We start from the raw sequence: 26,927 nt of genomic DNA, 5'->3' as shown, positions 1-26,927 counted from the left end.
GCCGGGCCTGGACATGAGCAATTTCTTGACCTTTGAGTCAGAAAAATATTGACCAGCTGGACAGCTCTTGCTTAGAGTCCGCCCAACAACAATAAAACCATTGCGAGGCCATCCCCGTGATCCAGTTTCTCGTCAACCAGGAGCTGCGTAGTGAGCATGCCCTGGACCCAAACATGACGGTGCTGCAGTACCTGCGCGAGCACCTGGGCAAACCTGGCACCAAGGAGGGCTGCGCCAGTGGTGACTGCGGCGCCTGCACCGTGGTGGTAGGCGAACTGACCCAGGACGACCAGGGCAACGACAGCCTGCGCTACCGCAGCCTGAACTCGTGCCTGACCTTCGTTTCGTCGCTGCACGGCAAGCAACTGATCAGCGTCGAGGGTCTCAAGCACCAGGGCCAGCTGCACAGCGTGCAACAGGCAATGGCCGATTGCCATGGCTCGCAGTGCGGCTTCTGCACACCCGGCTTCGTCATGTCGCTGTTCGCCCTGCAGAAGAACAGCAGCGGCCCCGACCTGCACCAGGCCCAGGAGGCCCTGGCCGGCAACCTGTGCCGCTGCACCGGCTACCGGCCGATCCTCGATGCTGCCGAGCAGAGTTGCCGCCAACCCTGCCGCGACCAGTTCGATGCCCAGCAAGCGCAGACAATCAGCCGCCTCAAGGCCATCGCGCCAACCCAGACTGGCGAGCTGAACAGCGGCGACAAACGCTGCCTGGTGCCGCTGACCGTCGCCGACCTGGCCGACCTGTACAGCTCGCACCCCGAGGCGCGGCTGCTGGCCGGCGGTACCGACCTGGCCCTGGAAGTCACCCAGTTCCACAAGACCTTGCCGGTGATGATCTACGTCGGCCATGTGGCCGAGCTCAAGCGCATCGAGAAGACCGCCAGCCACCTGGAAATCGGCGCCGCCACCCCGCTCACCGACTGCTACGGCGCGCTGAACGAGGAATACCCGGACTTCGGCGCCCTGCTGCACCGGTTCGCTTCGCTGCAGATCCGCAACCAGGGCACCCTGGGCGGCAATATCGGCAACGCTTCGCCAATCGGCGACTCGCCACCCCTGCTGATTGCCCTGGATGCACAGATCGTCCTGCGCCAGGGCGAGCGCCAGCGGGTGATGCCACTGGAGGACTACTTCATCGACTACCGCATCACTGCCCGCCAGGACAGCGAGTTCATCGAGAAGATCATCGTGCCGCGCGCCACCACCGACTGGGCATTCCGCGCCTATAAAGTGTCCAAGCGCCTGGACGATGACATTTCCGCCGTGTGCGGCGCCTTCAACCTGAGCATCGAAGACGGCGTGGTCAGCGGTGTGCGCATCGCCTTCGGCGGCATGGCGGCGATCCCCAAACGGGCCCGTGCCTGCGAAGCGGCGCTACGTGGCAAGCCGTGGAACCAGGCCGCCATCGAGCGTGCGTGCCAGGCCCTGGCGGAAGATTTCACCCCGCTCAGCGACTTCCGCGCCAGCAAGGAATACCGCTTGCTGACCGCGCAGAACCTGCTGCGCAAGTACTTCATCGAACAGCAAACGCCGTACATCGAAACCCGGGTGACCGCTTATGTCTAACCATCACGTAGCCAAGAGCCAGGCCGAGATGGCCGAACTGTTCAGCCAGGACCTGACCACCGGGGTCGGCCGCAGCGTCAAGCATGACAGCGCCGACAAGCATGTGTCCGGCGAGGCGGTATATATCGACGACCGCCTGGAATTCCCCAACCAGTTGCACGTCTATGCACGCACCGCCGACCGCGCCCACGCGCGCATCCTGCGCATCGACACCACGCCGTGCTATGCCTTCGAGGGCGTGCGCATCGCCATCACCCACGAAGACATCCCCGGCCTCAAGGACATCGGCCCGGTGGTGGCCGGCGACCCGCTGCTGGCCATCGACAAGGTCGAGTTCTTCGGCCAGCCGGTGCTCGCCGTGGCCGCCCGCGACCTTGACACCGCACGCCGTGCGGCCATGGCCGCCATCGTCGAGTATGAAGACCTGGAGCCGGTGCTGGATGTGGTCGAAGCATTGCGCAAGAAACATTTCGTGCTCGACAGCCACACCCACCAGCGTGGCGATTCCGCTGCTGCCCTGGCCAGTGCCCCGCACCGCATCCAGGGCACCCTGCACATCGGTGGCCAGGAACACTTCTACCTGGAAACACAGATTTCCTCGGTGATGCCCACCGAAGACGGCGGCATGATCGTCTACTGCTCCACGCAAAACCCCACCGAAGTGCAAAAGCTGGTCGCCGAAGTACTCGACGTGCCAATGAACAAGGTGGTGCTGGACATGCGCCGCATGGGTGGCGGTTTTGGTGGCAAGGAAACCCAGGCCGCCAGCCCGGCGTGCCTGTGCGCCGTGGTGGCGCGCCTGACCGGCCAGCCGACCAAGATGCGCCTGCCACGGGTCGAAGACATGACCATGACCGGCAAACGCCACCCGTTCTACGTCGAGTATGACGTGGGCTTCGACGACGACGGGCGCCTGCACGGCATCAACTTCGACCTGGCCGGCAACTGCGGCTACTCGCCCGACCTGTCCGGTTCGATCGTCGATCGCGCCATGTTCCACTCCGACAACGCCTACTACCTGGGCGATGCCACCGTGCACGGCCACCGCTGCAAGACCAACACCGCCTCCAACACTGCTTACCGCGGCTTCGGCGGCCCGCAGGGGATGGTCGCCATCGAGCAGGTGATGGACCACATCGCCCGCCACCTGGGCCGTGACCCGCTGGCGGTGCGCAAGGCCAACTACTACGGCAAGACCGAGCGCAACGTCACCCACTACTACCAGACCGTCGAGCACAACATGCTCGAAGAGATGACCGCCGAACTGGAAGCCAGCAGTGACTACGCCGAGCGCCGCGAGTCTATCCGCCGCTTCAACGCCAACAGCCCGGTCCTGAAGAAGGGCCTGGCGCTGACCCCGGTCAAGTTCGGTATTTCGTTCACCGCCACCTTCCTCAACCAGGCCGGTGCGCTGATCCATATCTACACCGACGGCAGCATTCACCTGAACCACGGTGGCACCGAGATGGGCCAAGGCCTGAACACCAAGGTGGCACAGGTGGTGGCTCAGATCTTCCAGGTCGACTTCAGCCGCATCCAGATCACCGCCACCAATACCGACAAGGTGCCCAACACCTCGCCGACCGCTGCCTCCAGTGGTGCCGACCTGAACGGCAAGGCGGCGCAGAACGCTGCCGAAATCCTCAAGAAGCGCCTGACCGAGTTCGCCGCGCGGCACTACCAGGTGACCGAAGAAGACGTCGAGTTCCGCAACGGCCATGTACGCGTGCGTGACCAGATCGTCAGCTTCGAGCAACTGGTGCAGCAGGCCTACTTCGCCCAGGTGTCGCTGTCCAGCACCGGCTTCTACCGCACGCCGAAAATCTACTACGACCGCAGCCAGGCACGTGGCCGGCCGTTCTACTACTTCGCCTTCGGCGCCGCCTGCGTGGAGGTGGTGGTCGACACCCTGACCGGCGAATACAAGATGCTGCGCGCCGACATCCTGCACGATGTGGGTGACTCGCTGAACCCGGCCATCGACATCGGCCAGGTGGAAGGCGGCTTCATTCAGGGCATGGGCTGGCTGACCACCGAAGAACTGGTGTGGAACGCCAAGGGCAAGCTGATGACCAACGGCCCGGCCAGCTACAAGATCCCTGCAGTGGCCGACATGCCGCTGGATTTGCGGGTGAAGCTGGTGGAGAACCGCAAGAACCCGGAAGACACCGTGTTCCACTCCAAGGCCGTGGGCGAGCCGCCGTTCATGCTCGGCATCGCCGCCTGGTGCGCGATCAAGGACGCCGTGGCCAGCATCGCCGATTACCGCGTGCAGCCACAGGTGGATGCACCGGCGACGCCGGAGCGGGTGTTGTGGGGGTGCGAGCAGATGCGCAAGGCGGTGGCTGCAGCGCAACCTGCCGAGCCGGAGCTGGAAACCGTCACTCACTGAGGTTGGGTGGGCGCCTGTTCGGGCCCTATCGCCGGCAAGCCGGCTCCCACAGGTACTGCGCCGCTGGCAAGCCCTGTGTTGTACCTGTGGGAGCCCGGCTTGCCGGCGATAGGGCCAGTACAGGCCACCTGAAATGAGGATCTGCATCATGCACCAATGGATCAACGCCCTCGCCGACCACCAGTCCCGTGGCGAAGCCTGCGTGCTGGTCACCATCATCGAGGAGCGCGGCTCGACCCCGCGCAATGCCGGCTCGAAAATGGTCGTCAGCGCCAGCGCCCTGTTCGACACCATCGGCGGCGGCCACCTGGAATACAAAGCCCTGCACATCGCCCGGCAAATGCTCGAAGAGCACCGCACCACCCCGCACCTGGAGCGCTTCAGCCTCGGTGCCAGCCTTGGCCAGTGCTGCGGCGGCGTCACTGTGCTGCTGTTCGAACCCATGGCCGCGGTGCAGGCGCAGATCGCGGTGTTCGGCGCGGGCCATGTCGGCCGGGCTCTGGTACCCTTGCTCGCCGCGCTGCCCTGCCGGGTGCGCTGGATCGATTCGCGCGAGCAGGAATTCCCTGCCCTGATCCCCGACGGGGTGACCAAGGTGGTCAGCGAGGAGCCGGTCGACGAGGTAGCAGAGCTGCCGCCAGGCTGCTATTGCATCGTCATGACTCACAACCACCAGCTCGACCTGGAACTGACCGCCGCCATTCTCAAGCGCAACGACTTCACCTGGTTCGGCCTGATCGGCTCGAAGACCAAACGGGTCAAGTTCGAGCACCGCCTGCGCGAACGCGGCTACGACGATGCCGTGATGGCGCGCATGCGCTGCCCGATGGGCCTGGCCGAGGTCAAGGGCAAGCTGCCCATCGAGATCGCCGTGTCCATCGCCGGTGAAATCATCGCCACCTACAACGCCTGCTTCGGCCAGCACGATGCTGCCGCCAATGCCGGCCCCATTGCCCAGTTGCTGCCGCCTTCCCGGCGCAGCCAAGCCATTTGACGAGTGTGTTATGACCGTTACCCGCAAAGCCTACCGTGCCGCCATCCTGCACAGCATCGCCGACCCGGCCGAGGTGGGCCTGGAGGCTTCCCATGAATACTTCGAGGACGGCCTGCTGGTGGTCGACGATGGCCGTATCCGTGCCGTTGGCCACGCCGCCGAACTGCTGCCGACCCTGGATGCCGATATCCCGGTCGAGCACTACCAGGACGCGCTGATCACCCCGGGGTTCATCGACACCCATATCCACTTCCCGCAGACCGGCATGATCGGCTCCTACGGCGAACAGCTGCTGGACTGGCTGAACACCTACACCTTCCCTTGCGAAAAGCAGTTCGCCGACAAGGGCCACGCCGACCAGGTGGCGAAGATTTTCCTCAAGGAACTGCTGCGCAACGGCACCACCACCGCCCTGGTGTTCGGCAGCGTGCACCCGGAATCGGTCAATGCTTTGTTCGAGGAAGCCGAGCGCCTGGACCTGCGCCTGATTGCCGGCAAGGTGATGATGGACCGCAACGCTCCGGACTACCTGACCGACACCGCCGAGTCCGGCTATGCCGAAAGCAAGGCACTGATCGAGCGCTGGCACGGCAAGGGCCGCCTGCACTATGCAGTCACCCCGCGCTTCGCCCCGACCAGTACGCCTGAACAGCTGGCGCTGGCCGGCCAATTGCTGAAGGAGCACCCGGGCGTGTACATGCACACGCACCTGTCGGAAAACCTCAAGGAGATCGATTGGGTCAAGTCGCTGTTCCCCGAGCAGAAGGGTTATCTCGACGTATACGACCACTTCGAGCTGCTGGGCGAACGCTCGGTATTCGCCCATGGCGTGCACCTGTGCGATGACGAATGCCAGCGCCTGGCCGAAACCGGCTCGGCCGTGGCCTTCTGCCCCACCTCCAACCTGTTCCTGGGCAGCGGCCTGTTCAACCTGCCCCAGGCCGAGCGTTTCAAGGTCAATGTAGGCTTGGGCACCGACGTTGGCGCCGGCACCAGCTTCTCGCTGCTCAACACCCTGAACGAAGCGTACAAGGTGATGCAGCTGCAGGGCGCGCGCCTGCACCCCTACAAGTCACTGTACCTGGCCACCCTTGGCGGCGCCCGCGCGCTGCGCCTGGACGACCGCATCGGCAGCCTGCGCCCGGGCAACGATGCCGACTTTGTGGTACTGGACTACAAGGCCACGCCACTGCTGGACTACCGCATCCAACAGTCCAACAGCATCGAGGAAACCCTGTTCGTGCTAACCACCCTCGGCGACGACCGCACTGTGCGTGAAACCTACGCCGCCGGGCGTTGCGTGCACCAGCGCTAAGGTTCTTTTGCCAAGCCCCGGTACAGTGCGCCGCCGATCGCAGCACCGATCAGCGGCGCCACCCAGAACAGCCAAAGCTGTTGCAGGGCCCAGCCACCGACGAACAAGGCCGGCCCCGTGCTACGCGCGGGGTTGACCGAGGTATTGGTCACCGGGATCGAGATCAGGTGGATCAGGGTCAGGGCCAGGCCAATGGCGATCGGTGCAAAACCCGCAGGCGCCCGGGCATCGGTGGCACCCATGATCACCACCAGGAACATCGCCGTCATAACCACCTCACTAGCAAAGCCCGCCCCGAGCGTGTAGCCGCCGGGCGAGTGGTCGGCGTAGCCGTTCGAAGCCAATCCCGCAGACAGCTCGAAACCTGCCTTGCCGCTGGCGATGAGGTAGATCACACCTGCCGCCAGGGTGGCGCCGATCACCTGGGCGATCACGTAGGGCAACAGCTCTTTGGCCGGGAAGCGCCCGCCCACCACCAGCCCGAACGACACGGCGGGGTTGAGGTGACAGCCGGAGATATGACCGATGGCAAAGGCCATGGTCAGCACGGTAAGGCCGAAGGCGAAGGCGACGCCAAGTACACCGATGCCGATGGGGGAACTGGCGGCGAGTACCGCACTGCCACAGCCGCCAAGCACCAGCCAGAAGGTGCCGACCAGCTCGGCACCCATGCGTTTACCGAGGGACATGCTCATGAATCCTTTCCTCAAGAAGTTGAACGCAACGGACGCGCAAGCCCAACTGCTTGATGAAGGTTTGCTCACAAGAATTTAGCAGACGTTTGGTCAACTGCGAGAGATGGCCGTACTGCTTGTGGGAGCGGGTTTACCCGCGAACAAGGCGACACGGTGTATGGCACCGGCTGCGCCGGTGTTCGCGGGTGAACCCGCTCCCACAACGGCGCACTAATTTCACTTCAGCAAACGATCAACCCTTGGCAGAAACCTTGGGCTTTTTCAGCAGATGCGAGAACACCGCATGCAGATCGTCCGAGGCACTCTCCTCGTCCAGGTTCAGCTTGCTGTCGATGTGGTCCATGTGGTGCATCATCAGGCTCACCGCCTGCTCGGCATCGCGCGCCTCGATGGCATCGATCAGCTGCATGTGTTCGTCATACGAGCAATGCGAACGGTTGCCGCTTTCGTACTGGGCAATGATCAGCGAAGTCTGCGACACCAGGCTGCGCTGGAAGCTGACCAGCGGCGCATTACCCGCGGCCTCGGCCAGCTTGAGGTGGAATTCGCCGGAAAGACGAATGCCGGCACCGCGGTCACCACGGGAAAAGCTGTCGCGCTCCTCACGCACCATCTGCCGCAGCTCGTTGAGCTGCTCGAGGGTAGCGTGCTGCACGGCCAGTTCGGTAATGGCCCTTTCGACCATGCGCCGGGAGAAGAACACCTGGCGGGCCTCTTCCACCGTAGGGCTGGCAACCACCGCGCCGCGGTTCGGCCGCAACAGCACCACGCTTTCGTGGGCCAGACGCGACAAGGCGCGGCGGATGATGGTGCGGCTGACGCCGAATATCTCGCCCAGCGCTTCCTCGCTCAACTTGGTGCCCGGTGCCAGACGCTGCTCGAGGATCGCCTCGAAAATATGCGCGTAGACGATGTCGTCCTGGGTACCACTGCGGCCGGCCTTGCCGGTACGCGCAGGTTTCTTCAGAGGTTGCAGCTGTTCGTTCATGGGCTCTCGAGGCACGAAGGAAAGTATGGCGCCATTGTACACAGGCTGAGCCGTTTCTGCAGGTGGCCTTTTACCTATATAGCCGTTGTACGACGCATTGCGCACACAAAAGATAAAACATTATTTGCATTCTTTGTACACAAAAGGATAATCCACCGAGCAACTTCTTGACCCTAAAGTCAATAAACCGGTCAGACGTCTGCCTTCCCTCGCGGAGCCGCCAAGTGCATTGCGCAGGCCCCTGGCTCCATAACAACAAGAAAGACTTGAGGAGTACTCGCTGTGGAAAGCCGCAAATCCGAAGCCCCTACGCTGGATCTTGCCCCACCGCTCGAAACGAGCTGGCTGGAGCGGATTTTCAAACTCAAGCAACACGGCAGCACCGTCAGAACCGAAATGATCGCCGGGGTGACCACCTTCATCACCATGGCCTACATCATCTTCGTCAACCCCAACATCATGGCCGACGCCGGCATCGACCACGGTGCCGCTTTCGTCGCCACTTGCATCGCCGCCGCGCTGGGCTGCCTGCTGATGGGCCTGTACGCCAACTGGCCGGTAGGCCTGGCACCAGGCATGGGGCTTAACGCCTTCTTCACCTACACCGTGGTCGGCACCATGGGCTACAACTGGGAAACGGCACTGGGGGCGGTGTTCGTCTCGGGCGTGCTGTTCATGTTCCTGACCTTGTCGAAAGTGCGCGAATGGTTGCTCAACAGCATCCCGGTCAGCCTGCGCCATGCCATGGGGGCCGGCGTCGGATTGTTTCTCGGGCTGATCGGCCTGAAGACGGCAGGCATCATCGTCGACAGCCCCGCTACCCTGATCAAGCTGGGTTCGCTGCATGAGCCAGGGCCACTGCTGGCAGCCGTGTGCTTCCTGCTGATTGCCATCCTCAGCTACAAGCGGGTGTTTGGGGCGATCCTGATCAGCATCATTGGTGTCACCCTGGCGGGTTGGGGGCTGGGCCTGGTCAAGTTCGGCGGGGTAATGTCGATGCCGCCGAGCCTGGCACCGACCTGGATGGCGATGGATGTGGCTGGCGTGTTCAACGTCAGCATGATCAGCGTGGTGCTGGCGTTTCTGTTCGTGCATATGTTCGACACCGCCGGCACGCTGATGGGCGTGGCGCAGCGCGCCAACCTGGTGGCGCCGGACGGGCGCATCGAGAACCTGTCCAAAGCGCTGAAGGCAGACAGTGCTTCGAGCGTGTTCGGCGCCGTGGTCGGTGTGCCGCCGGTGACCAGCTATGTGGAGAGTGCTGCGGGTGTCGCAGCGGGTGGCCGCACTGGCCTGACCGCCGTGGTGGTCGGCCTGCTGTTCATTGCCGCAATGTTCTTCGCGCCGCTGGCCGGGATGATTCCCGCCTATGCCACTGCCGGCGCACTGATCTACGTGGCGATGCTGATGATGGGCAGCATGGCGCATATCCACTGGGACGAAGCTACCGACAGCATTCCAGCGATCGTCACGGTCATCATGATGCCGCTGACCTTCTCGGTCGCCGATGGTATTGCGTTGGGCTTCATCAGCTACGTCGCGTTGAAGGCGGGTACCGGCAAGTACAAGGAAATCTCGGCCAGCCTGTGGGTGCTGTGCGCAATCTTCATTGCCAAGTTCGTGTTCCTCTGAGCCCTGCTGCACCAACCAAGGGCGCCTCGGCGCCCTTTCTTTATTGCTACAGCCTGTACCGACCTCTTCGCGGGCTTGCCCGCTCCCACAGGATCACCACAGCCTTAAAACCCGGCTCCGTACCTGTGGGAGCGGGCAAGCCCGCGAAGAGGTCGGTGCAGGCGATACAAAAACAGCAGACGAAAAAAAGCCCGCCAGTGTGAGAGCGGGCCAAAGGACCTACGAAGATTCTTCTAGCGACCAACTAGCTTCCACGATAGGTCGAATAGCTGTACGGCGAGATCAGCAGCGGCACGTGGTAGTGCTCCTGCTGCTCGTCGATGCCAAAGCGCAGCACGACAACATCCAGGAACGCCTGGGCTGGCAGCTGTACACCGCGAGCGCGGTAGTAGTCGCCAGCGCTGAACTGCAGCTGGTAGACGCCGGTACGGTAGTCGTCACCCTGCAGCAGCGGCGCGTCGACGCGGCCATCGCTGTTGGTCAGGGCAGTGTTCACCAGCTCCAGCTGCTGGCCTTCGACACGGTAAAGCTCGACCTTGATCGAGCTGCCCGGGCAGCCATGCGCGGCATCCAGTACGTGTGTGGTCAAACGTCCCATTGCTTGTCGCCTCTTGTTCAATCTGTGGGCAAAAAATACACGGCCATCATCACGCCAAAGGGCCTGCGATGTGCGGGAATGACGCCATTAAGACATTCCATCGCAAAATTGTACACAATTTTTTGAGCCCATGCGTCGCACCCGCCGTTTCTTGCCCATTAACGACCCATCGGTCGCAAATACAGGCACGACAAAGTCGCCAACGTCATTAGCTGACCAATCAGGCAGGTTTCTTGCACTGTTTTTCCAGGTCGCTTCGAGGCGACAAAAGGGAAGAAATGCGGAAAAACAGGCTTACAAAAGATTTCAGAAGTTGTATACAATCAGCCCATCCGGTGGTGCGACATACCGACGCGGCCCGCCCACCACCCGCACTAACGCACAAGAAGGAAGACTGCAGTGAGCGCTGACTACCCTCGCGACCTGATCGGTTACGGCAACAACCCTCCTCACCCGCAATGGCCGGGCAACGCTCGCATCGCGCTGTCTTTCGTCCTCAACTACGAGGAAGGTGGCGAACGCAACATCCTGCACGGTGACAAGGAGTCCGAAGCTTTCCTCTCGGAAATGGTCGCCGCCCAGCCATTGCAGGGCGTGCGCAACATGAGCATGGAATCGCTGTACGAGTACGGCAGCCGTGCCGGCGTGTGGCGCCTGCTGAAACTGTTCAAGGACAGTGGCGTGCCGCTGACCATCTTCGCCGTGGCCATGGCCGCCCAGCGCCACCCCGACGTGATCCGCGCCATGGCCGAGGCCGGCCATGAAATCTGCAGCCACGGCTACCGCTGGATCGACTACCAGTACATGGACGAGGCCCAGGAGCGCGAGCACATGCTCGAAGCGATCCGCATCCTCACCGAAATCACCGGCGAGCGCCCGCTGGGCTGGTACACCGGCCGCACCGGCCCGAACACCCGCCGCCTGGTGATGGAAGAAGGTGGCTTCCTGTACGACAGCGACACCTATGACGACGACCTGCCCTACTGGGAGCCGAACAACCCTACCGGCAAGCCGCACCTGGTGATCCCCTACACCCTCGACACCAACGACATGCGCTTTACCCAGGTACAGGGCTTCAACTGCGGCGAGCAGTTCTTCCAGTACCTGAAGGACGCATTCGATGTGCTGTACGCCGAAGGCGCCGAGGCCCCGAAGATGCTGTCCATCGGCCTGCACTGCCGCCTGGTCGGCCGTCCGGCACGCCTGGCCGCACTGAAGCGCTTCGTCGATTACGCAAAAAGCCATGACCAGGTCTGGTTCGCCCGTCGCGTGGACATCGCCCGCCACTGGCACGCCACCCACCCGTACAAGAAAGAGAACGCCTGATGACAGCCTTCAAAACCCTCAAGCCATCCGCCCTGAGCCGTGACGCCTTCGTCGAGGCATTCGCCGACATCTACGAGCACTCGCCGTGGGTAGCCGAAAAAGCCTATGACCTGGGCCAACTGGGCGAGCTGGACGAGATCGAGGCGCTGCACCAGCGCATGAGCGACATCCTGCTCAGCGCCAACCACGCCGACCAGCTGGCGCTGATCAACGCTCACCCGGACCTGGCCGGCAAGGCCGCCATCCAGGGCGAGCTGACCGAATCGAGCACCAACGAGCAGGCCGGCGCCGGTATTCACCAGTGCACCGCCGAAGAGTTCGCCCGTTTCACCGAGCTGAACGACGCCTACAAGGCCAAGTTCCAGTTCCCGTTCATCATGGCGGTAAAAGGCAGCAACCGGCACCAGATCCTCGCCTCCTTCGAAAAACGCATTCACAACGATGCCGATGCCGAATTCAAGGAAGCCCTGGCGCAGATCAACCTGATCGCCCTGTTCCGCCTGCTGCAGCTGTAAAGCCGCCGCAACGCTTGAGCCTTATCCAGAACAACGAACATAGAAGAGATATCCGCATGCGCACCCTGATGATCGAGCCCCTGACCAAAGAAGCCTTCGCCCCCTTCGGAGACGTGATCGAAACCGACGGCAGCGACCACTTCATGATCAACAACGGCTCGACCATGCGCTTCCACAAGCTCGCCACGGTCGAAACCGCCGAGCCTGAAGACAAGGCGATCATCAGCATCTTCCGCGCCGACGCGCTGGACATGCCGCTGACCGTGCGCATGCTGGAACGCCATCCGCTGGGCAGCCAGGCTTTCATTCCGCTGCTCGGCAACCCCTTTCTGATCGTGGTCGCGCCAGTTGGCGATGCACCTGTATCAGGCTTGGTCCGAGCCTTCCGCAGTAATGGCAGGCAGGGCGTTAATTACCATCGCGGCGTCTGGCACCACCCGGTGCTGACGATCGAAAAGCGGGATGACTTCCTGGTGGTTGATCGCAGTGGTTCCGGCAACAACTGCGACGAGCATTACTTCACCGAGGAACAGATGCTGGTCCTCAATCCCCACCAATAAGAAAAGGTCGGTCATTCAAGGGCTTTGCCCGAGCGGGTGACCGGCAAGAGGTACATACTGTGGAAGCACACCTTCACGAATGGCTGAACCTGAGCATTCGCTGGGTTCACATGATCACCGGTGTCGCCTGGATCGGTGCATCGTTCTACTTCGTCTGGCTGGAGAACCACCTGAACCGAAGCAACCCGCGCGATGGGTTGTCGGGTGATCTCTGGGCAATTCACGGCGGTGGTATCTACCACCTGGAGAAATACAAGCTCGCCCCCCCGAAAATGCCCGAGAACCTGCACTGGTTCAAATGGGAAGCCTATTTCACCTGGATGTCCGGTATCGCCCTGTTGTGCGTGGTGTTCTACTGGAACCCGGCCCTGTACCTGCTGGCCCCTGGCAGCACCCTCAGCGGTGCCGAAGGCGTGGCCATCGGTATCGGCTCGCTGATCGCCGGCTGGTTCATCTACGACTTCCTGTGCGATTCGCCCCTGGGCAAGAAACCAGCGCTACTCGGTGCCGTACTGTTCGTGCTGATCATCGCCGCGTGCTGGGGCTTCAGCCTGGTGTTCAGCGGGCGTGGTGCATACCTGCACACCGGCGCGATCATCGGCACCATCATGGTCGGCAACGTGTTCCGCATCATCATGCCGGCCCAGCGCCAGCTGGTGGCTGCGATCGAGAACAACCAGACCCCGGACCCGGTACTGCCGGCCAAGGGCCTGCTGCGCTCGCGCCACAACAACTACTTCACCTTGCCGGTGCTGTTCATCATGATCAGCAACCACTTCCCGAGCACCTACGGTAGCCAGTACAACTGGCTGATCCTGGCCGGTATCGCAGTAGCCGCGGTCCTGATCCGCCACTACTTCAACACCCGCCACGACAGCAACAAGTACGCCTGGACCCTGCCGGTCGGCGCCCTGGCGATGATCTGCCTGGCCTACGTCACCGGTCCGAAACCGATGGCCGTCAGCCCTGAGCAAGCCGCGGCGAAGGTCGAGTACCAGCCACTGCCCGCGACCGCTGTAGGTGGCAAGACCGCTGCCGAGCAACGCGCCGAGGAGGCCGCCAAGGCTGCCGCAGCGCCTGCCGCACCGGCAGAAGCCCCTGCCCAGGCCACGGCCCAGGCTGGCGGCGAGAGCTTCGACAAGATCCACAATGTCATCCAGGAACGCTGCACCGTGTGCCACTCGTCCAAGCCGACCAGCCCACTGTTCAGCGCCGCCCCTGCCGGCGTGATGTTCGACACCCCGCAGCAGATCCAGGCCCAGGCCGCGCGCATCCAGGCGCAAGCGGTCGCCAGCCAGATCATGCCGCTGGGCAACATCACCCAGATGACCACCGAAGAGCGCAAGCTGGTCGGTGACTGGATCGCCAAAGGCGCCCCGGTCAACTGAAACACAATTGTCGGGATAACACCGCCCCTGTAGGAGCGGGTTCACCCGCGAAGAGGCCGGCACTCCCGGCCTCTGTTTCAAGACATACGCAACAAGCAAGCATCGAGCGTTCAGCCTCAAGCGGGAACCTCAGGCTTTCTTAACCGGAAGCCTGCCGCCTGAGGCCGGCGCTTGGATCCGAGAATAAAAACAAAACTCGAGGTGCTGCATGTCCGAGTCACGCAAGGCGTATATCCCTGTTGCGCCGCCGCGCGAGCCCTTGCCCCTGTTCCAACTGATCCTGGTTGGCCTGCAACACGTTCTGCTGATGTACGGCGGCGCCATCGCCGTGCCATTGATCATCGGCCAGGCCGCCGGGCTGTCCCGTGAAGAAGTCGCTTTTCTGATCAACGCCGACCTGCTGGTCGCTGGCGTCGCCACCATCATCCAGTCCTTCGGTATCGGCCCGGTGGGCATCCGCATGCCGGTGATGATGGGTGCCAGTTTCGCTGCCGTCGGCAGCATGGTGGCCATGGCCGGCATGCCCGGCGTAGGCCTGCAGGGGATCTTCGGTGCCACCATCGCCGCCGGGTTCTTCGGCATGCTGATCGCGCCGTTCATGTCCAAGGTCGTACGCTTCTTCCCGCCACTGGTCACCGGCACGGTGATCACCTCGATTGGCCTGTCGCTGTTCCCGGTGGCAGTCAACTGGGCCGGTGGCGGTCAGGAAGCAGGGACCTTCGGTTCGCCGATCTACCTGCTGGTGGCCGGCCTGGTGCTGGCGGTAATCCTGCTGATCAACCGTTTCATGCGCGGTTTCTGGGTCAACGTGTCGGTGCTGGTGGGAATGGGCCTGGGCTACATCCTGGCCGGCTCCATCGGCATGGTCGACCTGTCGGGCCTGAACGACGCACCGTGGCTGCAAGTGGTGACCCCACTGCACTTCGGCATGCCGACCTTCAGCCTGGCGCCGATCCTGTCGATGTGCCTGGTGGTGGTGATCATCTTCGTCGAGTCCACGGGCATGTTCCTGGCCCTGGGCAAGGTGACCGATCGTGAAGTTACCCCGGGGATGCTGCGCCGCGGCTTGCTGTGCGATGCTGGCGCGTCGTTCATCGCCGGCTTCTTCAACACCTTTACCCACTCCTCGTTCGCCCAGAACATCGGCCTGGTGCAGATGACCGGGGTGCGCTGCCGCTATGTCACCATCGTGGCCGGTGCCCTGCTGATCCTGCTCAGCCTGCTGCCCAAGGCGGCCTTCCTGATTGCCTCGATCCCGCCTGCAGTACTGGGCGGCGCGTCCATCGCCATGTTCGGCATGGTCACCGCCACCGGGATCAAGATTCTCCAGGAGGCGGACATCGGCGACCGTCGCAACCAGTTGCTGGTCGCGGTGAGCGTCGGCTTCGGGTTGATCCCCGTGGTACGTCCGGAGTTCTTCGCCCAGATGCCCCAGTGGATGGAACCCATCACCCACAGTGGTATCGCCATGGCCACGGTCAGTGCCCTGGTGTTGAACGTGCTGTTCAACATCCTGGGTGGTGCCGACCGTGCGGTGCAAAACGACGCCTGTCACCAGCATTGAGCACAGGGGGGCGGCGCACTGCCGCCCCACCTCGAATTCGCCGTAAACGCTACACCGTCGGCCCGCCGGAATGGGCCGTCCGGGGCGCCTGCGCGCCAAAAAAACCAAACAAAAACAATAAGTCCGGGAACCACAACATGAAACGCATCACCTCGTCCCTCTTGCTGGGCAGCAGCCTGCTGGCCACCGTCCCCGCCCACGCTGGCGAATGGCTGCAGTGGCATGGCGAAAGCCTGACCTACCTGTACGGCAAGGATTTCAAGGTCAACCCACGCATCCAGCAGACAGTGACCTTCGAGCACGCCAACAAATGGAAGTACGGCGATACCTTCATGTTCGTCGACAAGATCTTCTACAACGGCAAGCCCGACCCGGGCAAAGGCGTGACCACCTACTACGGTGAGTTCAGCCCGCGCCTGTCGTTCGGCAAGATCTTCGACCAGAAGCTGGCGTTCGGCCCGATCAAGGATGTACTGCTGGCCATGACCTACGAGCGTGGCGAGGGCGACAACGAGGCCTACCTGATCGGCCCCGGCTTCGACCTGGACATACCCGGCTTCAACTACTTCACCCTCAACTTCTACCTGCGCAACACCGAAGGTAGCCGCCCCGGTGACAATGTCTGGCAGATCACCCCAGCCTTCTCGTACACCATTCCGGTGGGCAAATCCGACATTCTGATCGACGGTTACATGGACTGGGTGGTCGACAACGACCAGACCCGCCGCGGTACCTACCATGCCAACCTGCAGTTCAACCCACAGGTCAAGTACGACCTGGGCAAAGCCCTGAACCTGGGCGCCAAGCAGCTGTACGTGGGCATCGAGTACAGCTACTGGAAGGACAAGTACGGCATCGACAGCCAAGGCAACATCGACAGCAACCAGAGCGTCACCAGTGCCCTGATCAAGGTGCACTTCTAGAAAACTGACCGAACGCACAAGTTTGATCCACCCTGCTCCAGGACGGAGCACTTGAGGCAAGGCGCGCAAGCCAGTAATCTGCGCGCCCCCTCGATCAGGGCAGAAGGGATTCTGTCTGCGTTTACTGACCGCTCAGTCAATGAATACGGGCGGTTGGCCAACGTGTTGCCAGCCTGAAAGACCCTTTTCATCCGTTCAGAACGAAGTCGAGCAGGAAGGTTTTGCCAGCCCAGGAAAGTTGGCTCAACCCTTGCCAAACAGCTGTGGCCTATCGAAAAAAGCTGACTCGCAAGACAAAAAAGCGCCAACAACAAGCGCTGACAATAGATCAATCAAGGGAGCGACACTCGCAATGCGTACCATCAACAGCCTGATCCTCGCCGGCGGCCTGCTGGCCTGTGGCACCACCTTCGGCGGCGACCTGCTGCAGTGGCAGAACAACAGCCTGACCTACCTGTGGGGCAAGAACTTCAAGGTCAACCCGTCGATCCAGCAAACCGTGACCTTCGAGCACGCTGATGGCTGGAAGTACGGCGACAACTTCATCTTTGTCGACAAGATCTTCTACCAGGGCCAGAAAGATGAGGGCAATGGCCCGAACACCTACTACGGCGAAATCAGCCCGCGCCTGTCGTTCGGCAAGATCTTCGACCAGAAGCTGGCCTTCGGCCCGGTCAAGGACGTGCTGCTGGCGATGACCTACGAGTTCGGCGAAGGTGATACCGAGTCGTACCTGATCGGCCCGGGCTTCGACCTGGACATCCCTGGCTTCGACTACTTCCAGTTGAACTTCTACAACCGCACCACCGACGGCAGCCGCGCTGGCGACAACGTATGGCAGATCACCCCGGTATGGTCGTACACCATTCCGGTCGGTTCGTCCGATGTGCTGATCGACGGTTTCATGGACTGGGTGGTGGACAACGACGAGAACCGCCGCGGCACCTATCAGGCCAACCTGCACTTCAATCCGCAGATCAAGTATGACCTGGGCAAGGCCCTGCACCTGGGCGAGAAGCAGCTGTATGTGGGTGTGGAATACGACTACTGGAAGAACAAGTACGGCATCAAGGACAGCGATGCCTTCACCACTGATCAGAACACCATGAGCTTCCTGGTCAAGGTTCACTTCTGATCTGAGTAAAGGGGCCGCCTTGCGGCCCATTCGCGGGTAAACCCGCTCCCACAGGGTCCGCACCGGGTTCATGGCAGACGTTATACATGTGGGAGCGGGTTCATCCGCGAACCGGGGCGAAGCCGCGGCCAGGCAGCATCAACTGGCCGGCCGAACCGCCCGCCACAGTTTCCCCGCAATGCCCACCACGGCCAGCACCACGGCACCGGCCACAACCCCGACACCGCCGTTCAGCAGCGCCACGGTAAACGCCCCACCACGTCCTTCACTGAATGCCTCGATGGCATGATGCAGAGGCTCGATGCCATGCACCAGGATCCCGCCACCGACCAGGAACATGGCCGCCGTGCCGATCACCGACAGGCTCTTCATCATGTACGGCGCGGCCCGCAGAATACCGCTCCCCACCGCCCTGGCCAGGCGTGAAGCCTTCTGGGTCATCCACAGCCCCAGGTCATCGAGCTTGACGATACCACCCACCAGCCCGTACACGCCGATGGTCATGACCACCGCGATGCCCGACAGCACGACGATCTGCTGGGTCAACGGCGAGTCGGCAACAATGCCCAGAGTGATGGCGATGATTTCCGCCGAAAGGATGAAGTCGGTACGTACCGCCCCCTTGATCTTGGCTTTCTCGAACGCCACCAGGTCGACGTTGGCATCGGCCACCGCCACCTTGCGCGCTTCATGCTCGGCGTCATCCTCGGCCTTGCTGTGCAGGAACTTGTGCGCCAGTTTCTCGAAGCCTTCGAAGCACAGGTATGCACCGCCCAGCATCAACAATGGCGTCACCGCCCACGGGATGAACGCACTGATCAGCAGCGCCGCCGGCACCAGGATGGCCTTGTTCACCAGCGACCCTTTGGCCACCGCCCACACCACAGGCAGCTCGCGCTCGGCACGCACCCCGGTGACCTGCTGGGCATTGAGCGCCAGGTCATCGCCCAGCACGCCTGCGGTCTTTTTCGCCGCCACCTTGGTCATCACCGAGACGTCATCGAGTACCGTGGCGATGTCGTCGATCAGTACCAGTAGACTGCTTCCTGCCATGTTTGCCTGCATCCAGAAGAATAAGTGTCGAGGATTCTAGCCCAAAGCCGCTGCCTTGAGCGCCCGTCGAGCCCGGTGCTACCATGCCCGATCCCTCTTAGAGGTGGCCAGACACGAGGAAGATCCCTGACCATGAGCACCATTCGCGAGCGCAACAAGGAACTGATCCTGCGCGCGGCCAGCGAGGAATTCGCCGACAAGGGCTTCGCCGCCACCAAGACCAGCGATATCGCGGCCAAGGCCGGCCTGCCCAAGCCGAACGTGTATTACTACTTCAAATCCAAGGACAACCTCTACCGCGAGGTCCTGGAAAGCATCATCGCGCCGATCATGCAGGCGTCGACCCCGTTCAATGCCGACGGTGACCCCAAGGAAGTGCTGAGCGCGTACATCCGTTCGAAGATCCGCATTTCCCGCGACCTGCCGCATGCGTCCAAGGTGTTCGCCAGCGAGATCATGCACGGCGCCCCGCACCTGTCGCCGAACCAGGTAGCGCAGCTGAACGAGCAGGCGCGGCATAACATCGAGTGCATCCAGCGCTGGATCGACCGCGGGCAGATCGCCCATGTGGATGCGCATCACCTGATGTTCAGCATCTGGGCTGCGACCCAGACCTACGCCGATTTCGACTGGCAGATCTCTGCGGTGACCGGCAAGGCCAAGCTGGCCGACAGCGATTATGACGCCGCGGCGGAGACCATCATCCGCATGGTGCTCAAGGGGTGTGAGCCTGAGCTAGCCTGACAGGGCCAGTGGGGCTGCCTTGCAGCCCTATCGCCGGCAAGCCAGCTCCCACAGGTACACCACAGTTTTCAAGGTCTGTGGCGGCTCTGTGGGAGCTGGCTTGCCGGCGATAGGGCCGGAACAGGCAATAGAGAATCAGGCTGCTACACCCGCATCCGCCTTCAACCCCACCTCCTCGATCGCACTGATCGCGCACTGCTCGTCGATATCCGACGTATCCCCGCTGATCCCTACCGCACCCAGCACCTTGCCGTCCTGATCACGCACCAGCACACCACCCGGCGCTGGCACAACCGGCCGCTCGCCCAACCCGTTCAGCGCAGCAAAAAACGCCGGCCGTTGCTGCGCGTCCAGCGCCAACAGGCGCGAGCCCTTGCCCAGGGCAATCGCACCCCAGGCCTTGCCAGTGGCCACCTCCGGCCGGATCAGGCTGGCGCCATCCTCGCGCTGCAGCGCCAGCAAGTGGCCGCCGGCATCCAGCACTGCCACGGTCAGTGGCGCGGCGTTGATCTTGCGGCCCGCCGCCAGCGCGGCATTCACCAGGCTGACCGCGACTTTCAGGTTCAAAGCGTTCATGGAAAGGTCCTCTTCTTGTTGTAGAAGCCCTGAGGGCAGGTGAAAAACCGGTAAGCCAATAGAACACAACTGAATCTATTTTTGTATACAATAAATTGAAACGATCGTATGCGAGATTGCAAACACCCGTTTTCACGGGCGCTTGAACGAAAGCGACCTTGTCCGACGAAAACCCGTTGACCTGAGCGGCCAGCCGTGAATACACTCTGGCACAAAGCAAGTTGTATACAATTACAAAATCGATGAGGCACAAACCATGAGCAAAATGAGAGCAATCGATGCAGCCGTTCTGGTCATGCGCCGTGAAGGTGTAGATACCGCGTTCGGCATCCCGGGGGCTGCCATCAACCCGTTGTACTCGGCCCTGAAGAAAGTCGGTGGCATCGATCACGTCCTCGCTCGTCACGTCGAAGGCGCCTCGCACATGGCCGAGGGTTACACCCGCGCCAACCCGGGCAACATCGGCGTGTGCATCGGCACCTCCGGCCCAGCCGGCACCGACATGGTCACCGGCCTGTACAGTGCCTCCGCCGACTCCATCCCGATTCTCTGCATCACCGGCCAGGCACCACGTGCCCGCCTGCACAAGGAAGACTTCCAGGCTGTCGACATCACCAACATCGTCAAGCCGGTCACCAAGTGGGCCACCACCGTCCTGGAACCAGGCCAGGTGCCTTACGCCTTCCAGAAGGCCTTCTATGAAATGCGCACCGGCCGCCCAGGCCCGGTACTGATCGACCTGCCGTTCGACGTGCAGATGGCGGAAATCGAATTCGACATCGACGCCTACGAACCGCTGCCAGTACACAAGCCATCCGCCACCCGCGTACAGGCCGAAAAAGCCCTGGCCCTGCTCAATGACGCCGAGCGCCCGCTGCTGGTAGCCGGTGGCGGCATCATCAACGCCGACGCCAGCGACAAACTGGTCGAGTTCGCCGAACTGACCGGTGTACCGGTAATCCCGACCCTGATGGGCTGGGGCACCATCCCGGATGACCACGCACAGATGGTCGGCATGGTCGGCCTGCAGACTTCGCACCGCTATGGCAACGCCACCCTGCTGAAATCCGACCTGGTGTTCGGTATCGGTAACCGCTGGGCCAACCGCCACACCGGCTCCGTCGACGTCTACACCGAAGGCCGCAAGTTCGTGCACGTGGACATCGAGCCGACCCAGATCGGCCGCGTGTTCACCCCGGACCTGGGTATCGTTTCCGACGCCGGCAAGGCACTGGACGTGTTCCTCGAAGTGGCCCGCGAGTGGAAAGCCGCCGGCAAGCTGAAATGCCGCAAGGCCTGGCTGCAAGACTGCCAGGAGCGCAAGGCCACCCTGCAGCGCAAGACCCACTTCGACAACGTGCCGGTCAAGCCGCAGCGCGTCTACGAAGAAATGAACCAGGTATTCGGCAAGGACACCTGCTACGTCAGCACCATCGGTCTGTCGCAGATCGCCGGCGCGCAGTTCCTGCACGTGTACAAGCCACGCCACTGGATCAACTGCGGCCAGGCCGGCCCGCTGGGCTGGACCATCCCTGCCGCCCTCGGTGTGGTCAAGGCCGATCCGAAGCGCAAGGTGGTCGCGCTGTCAGGTGACTACGACTTCCAGTTCATGATCGAAGAGCTGGCGGTGGGCGCACAGTTCAACCTGCCATACGTGCACGTACTGGTGAACAACGCCTACCTGGGCCTGATCCGTCAGGCGCAACGTGGCTTCGACATGGATTACTGTGTTCAACTGGCGTTCGAGAACATCAACTCGACCGACGCCGCCACGTACGGTGTCGACCATGTCGCCGTGGTCGAAGGCCTGGGCTGCAAGGCCATTCGTGTGTTCGAGCCGGCCGAGATCGCCCCTGCCCTGCTCAAGGCACAGAAGATGGCCGAAGAGTTCCGCGTACCGGTGGTGGTCGAAGTGATTCTCGAACGTGTGACCAACATTTCCATGGGCACCGAGATCAACGCGGTCAACGAGTTCGAAGACCTGGCCCTGGTCGGCAACGACGCGCCAACCGCCATCTCGCTGCTGGACTGATCGCCTGACGCCCCCGTGCCGGCCCCTACCTGAGGGCGCCGGGGGCCTTCATCGCAAGGAGACACAACATGCCTCGCTTCGCTGCCAACCTGTCCATGCTGTTCACCGAACAGGACTTCCTGGCCCGCTTCAAGGCTGCTGCCGATGCTGGTTTCAGCGGCGTCGAATACCTCTTCCCTTACGACTTCAGCGCTGCCGAGATCAAGCAGCAGCTGGACGCCAACGGCCTGACCCAGGTGCTGTTCAACCTGCCGGCGGGCGATTGGGCCAAGGGTGAGCGCGGTATCACCTGCCACCCTGACCGTGTCGAGGAATTCCGCGCCGGTGTCGACAAGGCCATCGAATACGCCAAGGTGCTGGGTAACACCCAGGTCAACGCCTTGGCCGGCATTCGCCCACAAGGCCCGGACTGCGCCACCGTGCGCAAGACCTTCGTGGAAAACCTGCGCTACGCCGCGGACAAGCTGAAAGCCGCCGGGATCCGTCTGGTCATGGAAATGATCAACACCCGCGACATCCCCGGCTTCTACCTGAACACCACCAAACAGGCCCTGGAAATCCAGGCCGAGGTTGGCAGCGACAACCTGTTCCTGCAGTACGACATCTACCACATGCAGATCATGGAAGGTGACCTGGCTCGTACCATGGAAGCCAACCTGAAACTGATCAACCACATCCAGCTGGCCGACAACCCCGGCCGCAACGAGCCAGGCACCGGCGAGATCAACTACCGCTTCCTGTTCGAGCACCTGGACCGCATCGGCTACCAGGGCTGGGTGGGCGCGGAGTACAAGCCGCTGACCACCACCGAAGCGGGCCTGGGCTGGCTGAAGACCCATAACGCAATCTGAACGGCTGAACGCTAGCCCCCTGTGAAACACGAAACCCTGTGGGAGCGGGCACGCCCGCGAACACCGGCATAGCCGGTGCCATCCACCGAGTCGCCTGTTTCGCGGGCATGCCCGCTCCCACAGGGATTGCGGTCTGCTTGAGACATCACAAATATAAAGAGGCACATTGTCATGGCTAAAATCGGTTTCATCGGCACCGGCATCATGGGCAAGCCCATGGCTCAGAACCTGCAGAAAGCAGGTCACAGCATCTTCGTTTCCACTCACCACGACGCTGCCCCGGCCGACCTGATCGCCGCCGGTGCCGTGGCCCTGGCCAACCCGAAGGAAGTTGCCCAGGAAGCCGAGTTCATCATTGTCATGGTCCCCGACACCCCGCAGGTCGAAAGCGTCCTGTTCGGTGACAACGGCGTGGCCGAAGGCGTGGGCCCGAACAAGGTCGTGATCGACATGAGCTCGATCTCCCCTACCGCTACCAAAGCCTTCGCCGAGAAGATCAAGGCCACTGGCGCTGCCTACCTGGACGCCCCGGTGTCCGGCGGCGAAGTCGGTGCCAAGGCCGCGACCCTGAGCATCATGGTCGGCGGCTGCCCGAAAGCCTTCGAACGCACCCTGCCGCTGTTCGAAGCCATGGGCAAGAACATCACCCGCGTCGGTGGCAATGGCGACGGCCAGACCGCCAAGGTGGCCAACCAGATCATCGTTGCCCTGAACATCCAGGCCGTTGCCGAAGCCCTGCTGTTCGCCGCAAAGAACGGCGCCGACCCGGCCAAGGTACGTGAAGCACTGATGGGCGGCTTCGCCTCGTCGAAGATCCTCGAAGTACACGCCGAGCGCATGATCAAGGGCACCTTCGACCCAGGCTTCCGCATCAACCTGCACCAGAAGGACCTGAACCTGGCCCTGCAGGGTGCCAAGGAACTGGGCATCAACCTGCCCAACACCTCCAATGCCCAGCAAGTGTTCAACACCTGCCAGGCCCTGGGCGGCGGCAACTGGGACCACTCGGCGCTGATCAAAGGCCTGGAGCACATGGCCAACTTCTCGATCCGCGACGACAAGTAATTCGAATTCGGGGGCTGCTGCGCAGCCCAATCGCCGGCAAGCCAGCTCCCACAGGGACCGCACAATCCCTCAATCCTGTGGTGTACCTGTGGGAGCTGGCTTGCCGGCGATGAATTCAACACCGCTGAACCTGCGACCACAGGTTCAAAGGTGGCACCGAGCAACACCCGCCCCTGGTTCAGCCTGCACGGAGGCAGTTCCAGGGGCGTTTTTGATTTTGCAGAACAACAATAATTGGGAGCCTGCCATGTCGGTCGATCCGCAAAAACTTCTCCGCGAGCTGTTCGACACAGCCATCGCCGCCGCCCACCCCCGTCAAGTCCTCGAACCCTACCTGCCCGCCGACCGCAGCGGCCGGGTCATCGTCATCGGTGCCGGCAAGGCCGCAGCCGCCATGGCCGAAGTGGTCGAGAAAAGCTGGCAGGGCGAAGTCTCCGGGCTTGTTGTCACACGGTACGGTCACGGCGCCAACTGCCAGAAGATCGAGGTGGTCGAAGCCGCCCACCCGGTCCCCGATGCCGCCGGCCTGGCCGTGGCCAAGCGCGTGCTGGAACTGGTCAGCAACCTCACTGAAGACGACCGCGTCATCTTCCTGTTGTCCGGCGGTGGCTCGGCGCTGCTGGCCCTGCCTGCCGAAGGCCTGACCCTGGCCGACAAGCAACAGATCAACAAGGCGCTGCTAAAATCCGGCGCCACCATCGGCGAGATGAACTGCGTGCGCAAGCACCTCTCGGCGATCAAGGGCGGCCGCCTGGCCAAGGCCTGCTGGCCGGCCACGGTGTACACCTATGCCATTTCCGATGTACCGGGCGACCTCGCCACGGTGATCGCCTCCGGCCCTACCGTGGCCGACCCAAGCACCTCGGCCGATGCCCTGGCCATCCTCAAGCGCTACGACATCGAAGCGCCCAAGGCCGTCATCGACTGGCTCAACAACCCAGCCTCGGAAACCGTCAAGGCCGATGACCCGGCCCTGGCCCGCAGCCATTTCCAGCTGATCGCCAAGCCCCAGCAGTCGCTCGAAGCCGCCGCGGTCAAAGCCCGCCAGGCCGGGTTCAGCCCGCTGATCCTCGGCGACCTGGAAGGCGAATCACGCGAAGTGGCCAAGGTGCACGCCGGTATCGCCCGGCAGATCGTCCTGCACGGCCAGCCGCTGAAGGCACCCTGCGTGATCCTGTCCGGCGGCGAAACCACAGTGACCGTGCGCGGCAATGGCCGCGGCGGGCGCAACGCCGAGTTTCTGCTCAGCCTCACCGAAAGCCTGAAAGGCCTGCCGGGCGTGTACGCCCTGGCCGGTGACACCGACGGTATCGATGGCTCGGAAGAAAACGCCGGCGCCTTCATGACCCCGGCCAGCTACGCCCGCGCCGAAGCCTTGGGCCTGTCGGCCAGCGACGAGCTGGACAACAACAACGGCTACGGCTATTTCGCCGCCCTGGATGCGCTGATCGTCACCGAGCCGACCCGCACCAACGTCAACGACTTCCGCGCCATCCTGATCCTCGAGACTGCCCAATCATGACGCCTGATAAAAAAGTAAAGATCCTCGCCACCCTCGGCCCTGCGATCAAAGGCATCGACGACATCCGCCAACTGGTAGAAGCCGGGGTGAACATCTTCCGCCTCAACTTCAGCCACGGCGAGCACGCCGATCACGCCCTGCGCTACCAGTGGATCCGCGAAGTCGAGCAGCAACTGAACTACCCGCTGGGTATCCTCATGGACCTGCAGGGGCCGAAGCTGCGCGTCGGCCGCTTTGCCGAAGGCAAGGTGCAGCTGCAACGCGGCCAGGCCCTGCGCCTGGACCTGGACAACACCCCGGGCGACAGCCGCCGGGTCAACCTGCCGCACCCCGAGATCATCGCCGCCCTCGAGCCGGGCATGGACCTGCTGCTGGACGACGGCAAGCTGCGCCTGCGCGTCACCGCCAAGCACAGCGACGCCATCGACACCGAAGTACTGGCCGGTGGCGAGCTGTCCGATCGCAAGGGTGTCAACGTGCCGCAAGCGGTGCTCGACCTCTCCCCGCTCACCGAGAAAGACCGCCGCGACCTGGCCTTCGGCCTTGAACTGGGCGTGGACTGGGTTGCCCTTTCGTTCGTGCAGCGCCCCGAAGACATCACCGAAGCACGCCAGCTGATCGGTGACCGTGCCTACCTGATGGCGAAGATCGAAAAACCATCGGCAGTCGAACAGCTGCAAGCCATCGCGCAGCTTGCGGATGCGATCATGGTGGCCCGCGGCGACCTGGGCGTGGAAGTACCGGCCGAAAGCGTGCCGCAGATTCAGAAACGCATCATCGGCACCTGCCGCCAACTGGGCAAGCCGGTGGTGGTGGCTACGCAGATGCTCGAATCCATGCGTTTCTCGCCAGCGCCGACCCGCGCCGAAGTCACCGACGTGGCCAACGCCGTGGCCGAAGGTGCCGATGCGGTGATGCTGTCGGCCGAGACTGCCTCGGGTGAGTACCCGCTGGAAGCCGTGCAGATGATGAGCAAGATCATCCGCCAGGTGGAGAACGGCCCGGATTACCAGGCCCAGCTCGACGTTGGCCGGCCGAAGGCCGAGGCCACCGTGTCGGACGCCATCAGCTGCGCCATCCGCCGTATCAGCGGCATTCTGCCGGTGGCGGTGCTGGTCAACTACAGCGAGTCGGGCGCCTCGACCCTGCGCGCGGCACGCGAGCGGCCACGGGCTCCGATCCTCAACCTGACCCCGAACCTGACCACTGCGCGCCGCCTGAGCGTGGCGTGGGGCGTGCACTCGGTGGTAAACGACCGCCTGCGCCAGGTGGACGAGGTGGTTTCCACTGCGCTGGAGATTGCCCAGGCACAAGGCATGGCCAGCCGTGGCGACACGTTGCTGATCACTGCCGGTGTGCCTTTCGGCAAGCCAGGGTCGACTAACACGCTGCGGATCGAGACCTTGATCTGACCGCATCGCCGGCAAGCCGGCTCCCACAGGGATCGCACCACTTCAAAGGCCTTTGCAATCCCTGTGGGAGCTGGCT

23 protein-coding genes are annotated in these 26,927 nt (G+C 62.7%); 18 read left to right on the top strand and 5 right to left on the bottom strand.

What is annotated here, in order from left to right; genetic code table 11:
* Positions 1-116: 116 nt before the first annotated feature.
* The 4 genes from xdhA to guaD all read left to right on the top strand — a co-directional run bounded on the left by xdhA (position 117) and on the right by guaD (position 6,272).
* Positions 117-1,571, top strand: a complete 1,455-nt coding sequence (gene xdhA / locus CAF92_RS14950; protein WP_085601239.1) for a xanthine dehydrogenase small subunit — start codon at positions 117-119, stop codon at positions 1,569-1,571.
* Entirely contained in the window at positions 1,564-3,963 is a 2,400-nt protein-coding gene (gene xdhB / locus CAF92_RS14945; protein ID WP_046615035.1) for a xanthine dehydrogenase molybdopterin binding subunit, read from the top strand. The genes xdhA and xdhB overlap by 8 nt, the downstream gene beginning before the upstream one ends.
* Positions 3,964-4,111: 148 nt before the next feature.
* Entirely contained in the window at positions 4,112-4,957 is an 846-nt protein-coding gene (xdhC, locus tag CAF92_RS14940; protein WP_085601238.1) for a xanthine dehydrogenase accessory protein XdhC, read from the top strand.
* Positions 4,958-4,967: 10 nt separating this feature from the next.
* Positions 4,968-6,272: a guanine deaminase gene (gene guaD, locus CAF92_RS14935; RefSeq protein ID WP_025340027.1), complete on the top strand. Its 1,305-nt coding sequence runs from the start codon at positions 4,968-4,970 to the stop codon at positions 6,270-6,272.
* Here the strand turns inward: guaD and aqpZ are convergent.
* A complete protein-coding gene (aqpZ, locus tag CAF92_RS14930) occupies positions 6,269-6,967 on the bottom strand; it encodes an aquaporin Z (RefSeq protein WP_085601237.1) in 699 nt (232 codons plus the stop codon). The two genes, guaD and aqpZ, sit on opposite strands and share 4 nt — an antisense overlap.
* Before the next feature lie 232 nt (positions 6,968-7,199).
* On the bottom strand, positions 7,200-7,955 hold the full coding sequence (locus tag CAF92_RS14920) for a GntR family transcriptional regulator (RefSeq protein WP_015271161.1): 756 nt from the start codon (positions 7,953-7,955) through the stop codon (positions 7,200-7,202).
* Positions 7,956-8,237: 282 nt separating this feature from the next.
* Between CAF92_RS14920 and CAF92_RS14915 the strand changes: the two genes are divergently transcribed.
* Complete coding sequence (locus CAF92_RS14915; protein WP_013973528.1) at positions 8,238-9,587, top strand: NCS2 family permease; 1,350 nt, start codon at positions 8,238-8,240, stop codon at positions 9,585-9,587.
* A gap of 244 nt (positions 9,588-9,831) precedes the next feature.
* Here CAF92_RS14915 and uraH read toward each other — a convergent pair whose 3' ends face one another.
* Positions 9,832-10,185, bottom strand: a complete 354-nt coding sequence (gene uraH, locus CAF92_RS14910; RefSeq protein ID WP_003259496.1) for a hydroxyisourate hydrolase — start codon at positions 10,183-10,185, stop codon at positions 9,832-9,834.
* A gap of 399 nt (positions 10,186-10,584) precedes the next feature.
* Here uraH and puuE point away from each other — a divergent pair, with 399 nt between their 5' ends.
* From puuE to CAF92_RS14875, 7 genes are all read left to right on the top strand, one after another.
* Complete coding sequence (gene puuE / locus CAF92_RS14905) at positions 10,585-11,511, top strand: allantoinase PuuE (RefSeq protein ID WP_013973531.1); 927 nt, start codon at positions 10,585-10,587, stop codon at positions 11,509-11,511.
* Positions 11,511-12,026 carry a 2-oxo-4-hydroxy-4-carboxy-5-ureidoimidazoline decarboxylase gene (uraD, locus tag CAF92_RS14900; protein WP_046615032.1) on the top strand — a complete coding sequence of 172 codons (516 nt, stop codon included), beginning with the start codon at positions 11,511-11,513 and terminating at the stop codon, positions 12,024-12,026. Before puuE ends, uraD begins: the two co-directional genes overlap by 1 nt.
* A 56-nt stretch (positions 12,027-12,082) precedes the next feature.
* Entirely contained in the window at positions 12,083-12,586 is a 504-nt protein-coding gene (locus tag CAF92_RS14895; RefSeq protein ID WP_003259500.1) for an ureidoglycolate lyase, read from the top strand.
* Positions 12,587-12,645: 59 nt separating this feature from the next.
* On the top strand, positions 12,646-13,974 hold the full coding sequence (locus CAF92_RS14890; protein WP_046615031.1) for a urate hydroxylase PuuD: 1,329 nt from the start codon (positions 12,646-12,648) through the stop codon (positions 13,972-13,974).
* A gap of 208 nt (positions 13,975-14,182) precedes the next feature.
* Entirely contained in the window at positions 14,183-15,538 is a 1,356-nt protein-coding gene (locus CAF92_RS14885) for a nucleobase:cation symporter-2 family protein (RefSeq protein WP_085601236.1), read from the top strand.
* A 137-nt stretch (positions 15,539-15,675) separates the two neighbouring features.
* The gene (locus CAF92_RS14880; protein ID WP_046615029.1) at positions 15,676-16,461 is read left to right on the top strand and encodes an outer membrane protein OmpK; all 786 of its coding nucleotides are present in this window, start codon (positions 15,676-15,678) and stop codon (positions 16,459-16,461) included.
* Between the two features lie 352 nt (positions 16,462-16,813).
* Positions 16,814-17,596, top strand: coding sequence for an outer membrane protein OmpK (locus CAF92_RS14875; protein ID WP_046615028.1), 783 nt, complete (start codon positions 16,814-16,816; stop codon positions 17,594-17,596).
* 138 nt (positions 17,597-17,734) lie between these two features.
* Here the strand turns inward: CAF92_RS14875 and CAF92_RS14870 are convergent, their stop codons facing one another.
* Positions 17,735-18,649 (bottom strand): DUF808 domain-containing protein, encoded by a 915-nt coding sequence (locus CAF92_RS14870; RefSeq protein ID WP_046615027.1) that lies wholly within the window; start codon positions 18,647-18,649, stop codon positions 17,735-17,737.
* 132 nt (positions 18,650-18,781) lie between these two features.
* Here CAF92_RS14870 and CAF92_RS14865 point away from each other — a divergent pair, with 132 nt between their 5' ends.
* Positions 18,782-19,393: a TetR/AcrR family transcriptional regulator gene (locus CAF92_RS14865; RefSeq protein ID WP_015271167.1), complete on the top strand. Its 612-nt coding sequence runs from the start codon at positions 18,782-18,784 to the stop codon at positions 19,391-19,393.
* 135 nt (positions 19,394-19,528) lie between these two features.
* Here CAF92_RS14865 and CAF92_RS14860 read toward each other — a convergent pair whose 3' ends face one another.
* Positions 19,529-19,969, bottom strand: a complete 441-nt coding sequence (locus CAF92_RS14860; protein WP_013973539.1) for a heme-binding protein — start codon at positions 19,967-19,969, stop codon at positions 19,529-19,531.
* A 256-nt stretch (positions 19,970-20,225) separates the two neighbouring features.
* Here CAF92_RS14860 and gcl point away from each other — a divergent pair, with 256 nt between their 5' ends.
* The 5 genes from gcl to pyk all read left to right on the top strand — a co-directional run bounded on the left by gcl (position 20,226) and on the right by pyk (position 26,851).
* Positions 20,226-22,001 (top strand): glyoxylate carboligase, encoded by a 1,776-nt coding sequence (gcl, locus tag CAF92_RS14855; protein WP_085601235.1) that lies wholly within the window; start codon positions 20,226-20,228, stop codon positions 21,999-22,001.
* A gap of 68 nt (positions 22,002-22,069) precedes the next feature.
* Entirely contained in the window at positions 22,070-22,852 is a 783-nt protein-coding gene (gene hyi / locus CAF92_RS14850; RefSeq protein WP_003259508.1) for a hydroxypyruvate isomerase, read from the top strand.
* A gap of 171 nt (positions 22,853-23,023) precedes the next feature.
* Entirely contained in the window at positions 23,024-23,917 is an 894-nt protein-coding gene (locus CAF92_RS14845; protein ID WP_025340037.1) for a 2-hydroxy-3-oxopropionate reductase, read from the top strand.
* Between the two features lie 247 nt (positions 23,918-24,164).
* The gene (locus CAF92_RS14840) at positions 24,165-25,439 is read left to right on the top strand and encodes a glycerate kinase (RefSeq protein WP_046615024.1); all 1,275 of its coding nucleotides are present in this window, start codon (positions 24,165-24,167) and stop codon (positions 25,437-25,439) included.
* Positions 25,436-26,851, top strand: coding sequence for a pyruvate kinase (gene pyk, locus CAF92_RS14835; RefSeq protein WP_085601234.1), 1,416 nt, complete (start codon positions 25,436-25,438; stop codon positions 26,849-26,851). Before CAF92_RS14840 ends, pyk begins: the two co-directional genes overlap by 4 nt.
* Positions 26,852-26,927: the final 76 nt, after the last annotated feature.

The organism is Pseudomonas sp. B10(2017), from assembly GCF_002113295.1.
Lineage (GTDB): Bacteria > Pseudomonadota > Gammaproteobacteria > Pseudomonadales > Pseudomonadaceae > Aquipseudomonas > Aquipseudomonas pudica.
Note: the sequence above shows the minus strand (reverse complement) of the source record. Positions and strands in the feature narration are given on the sequence as shown.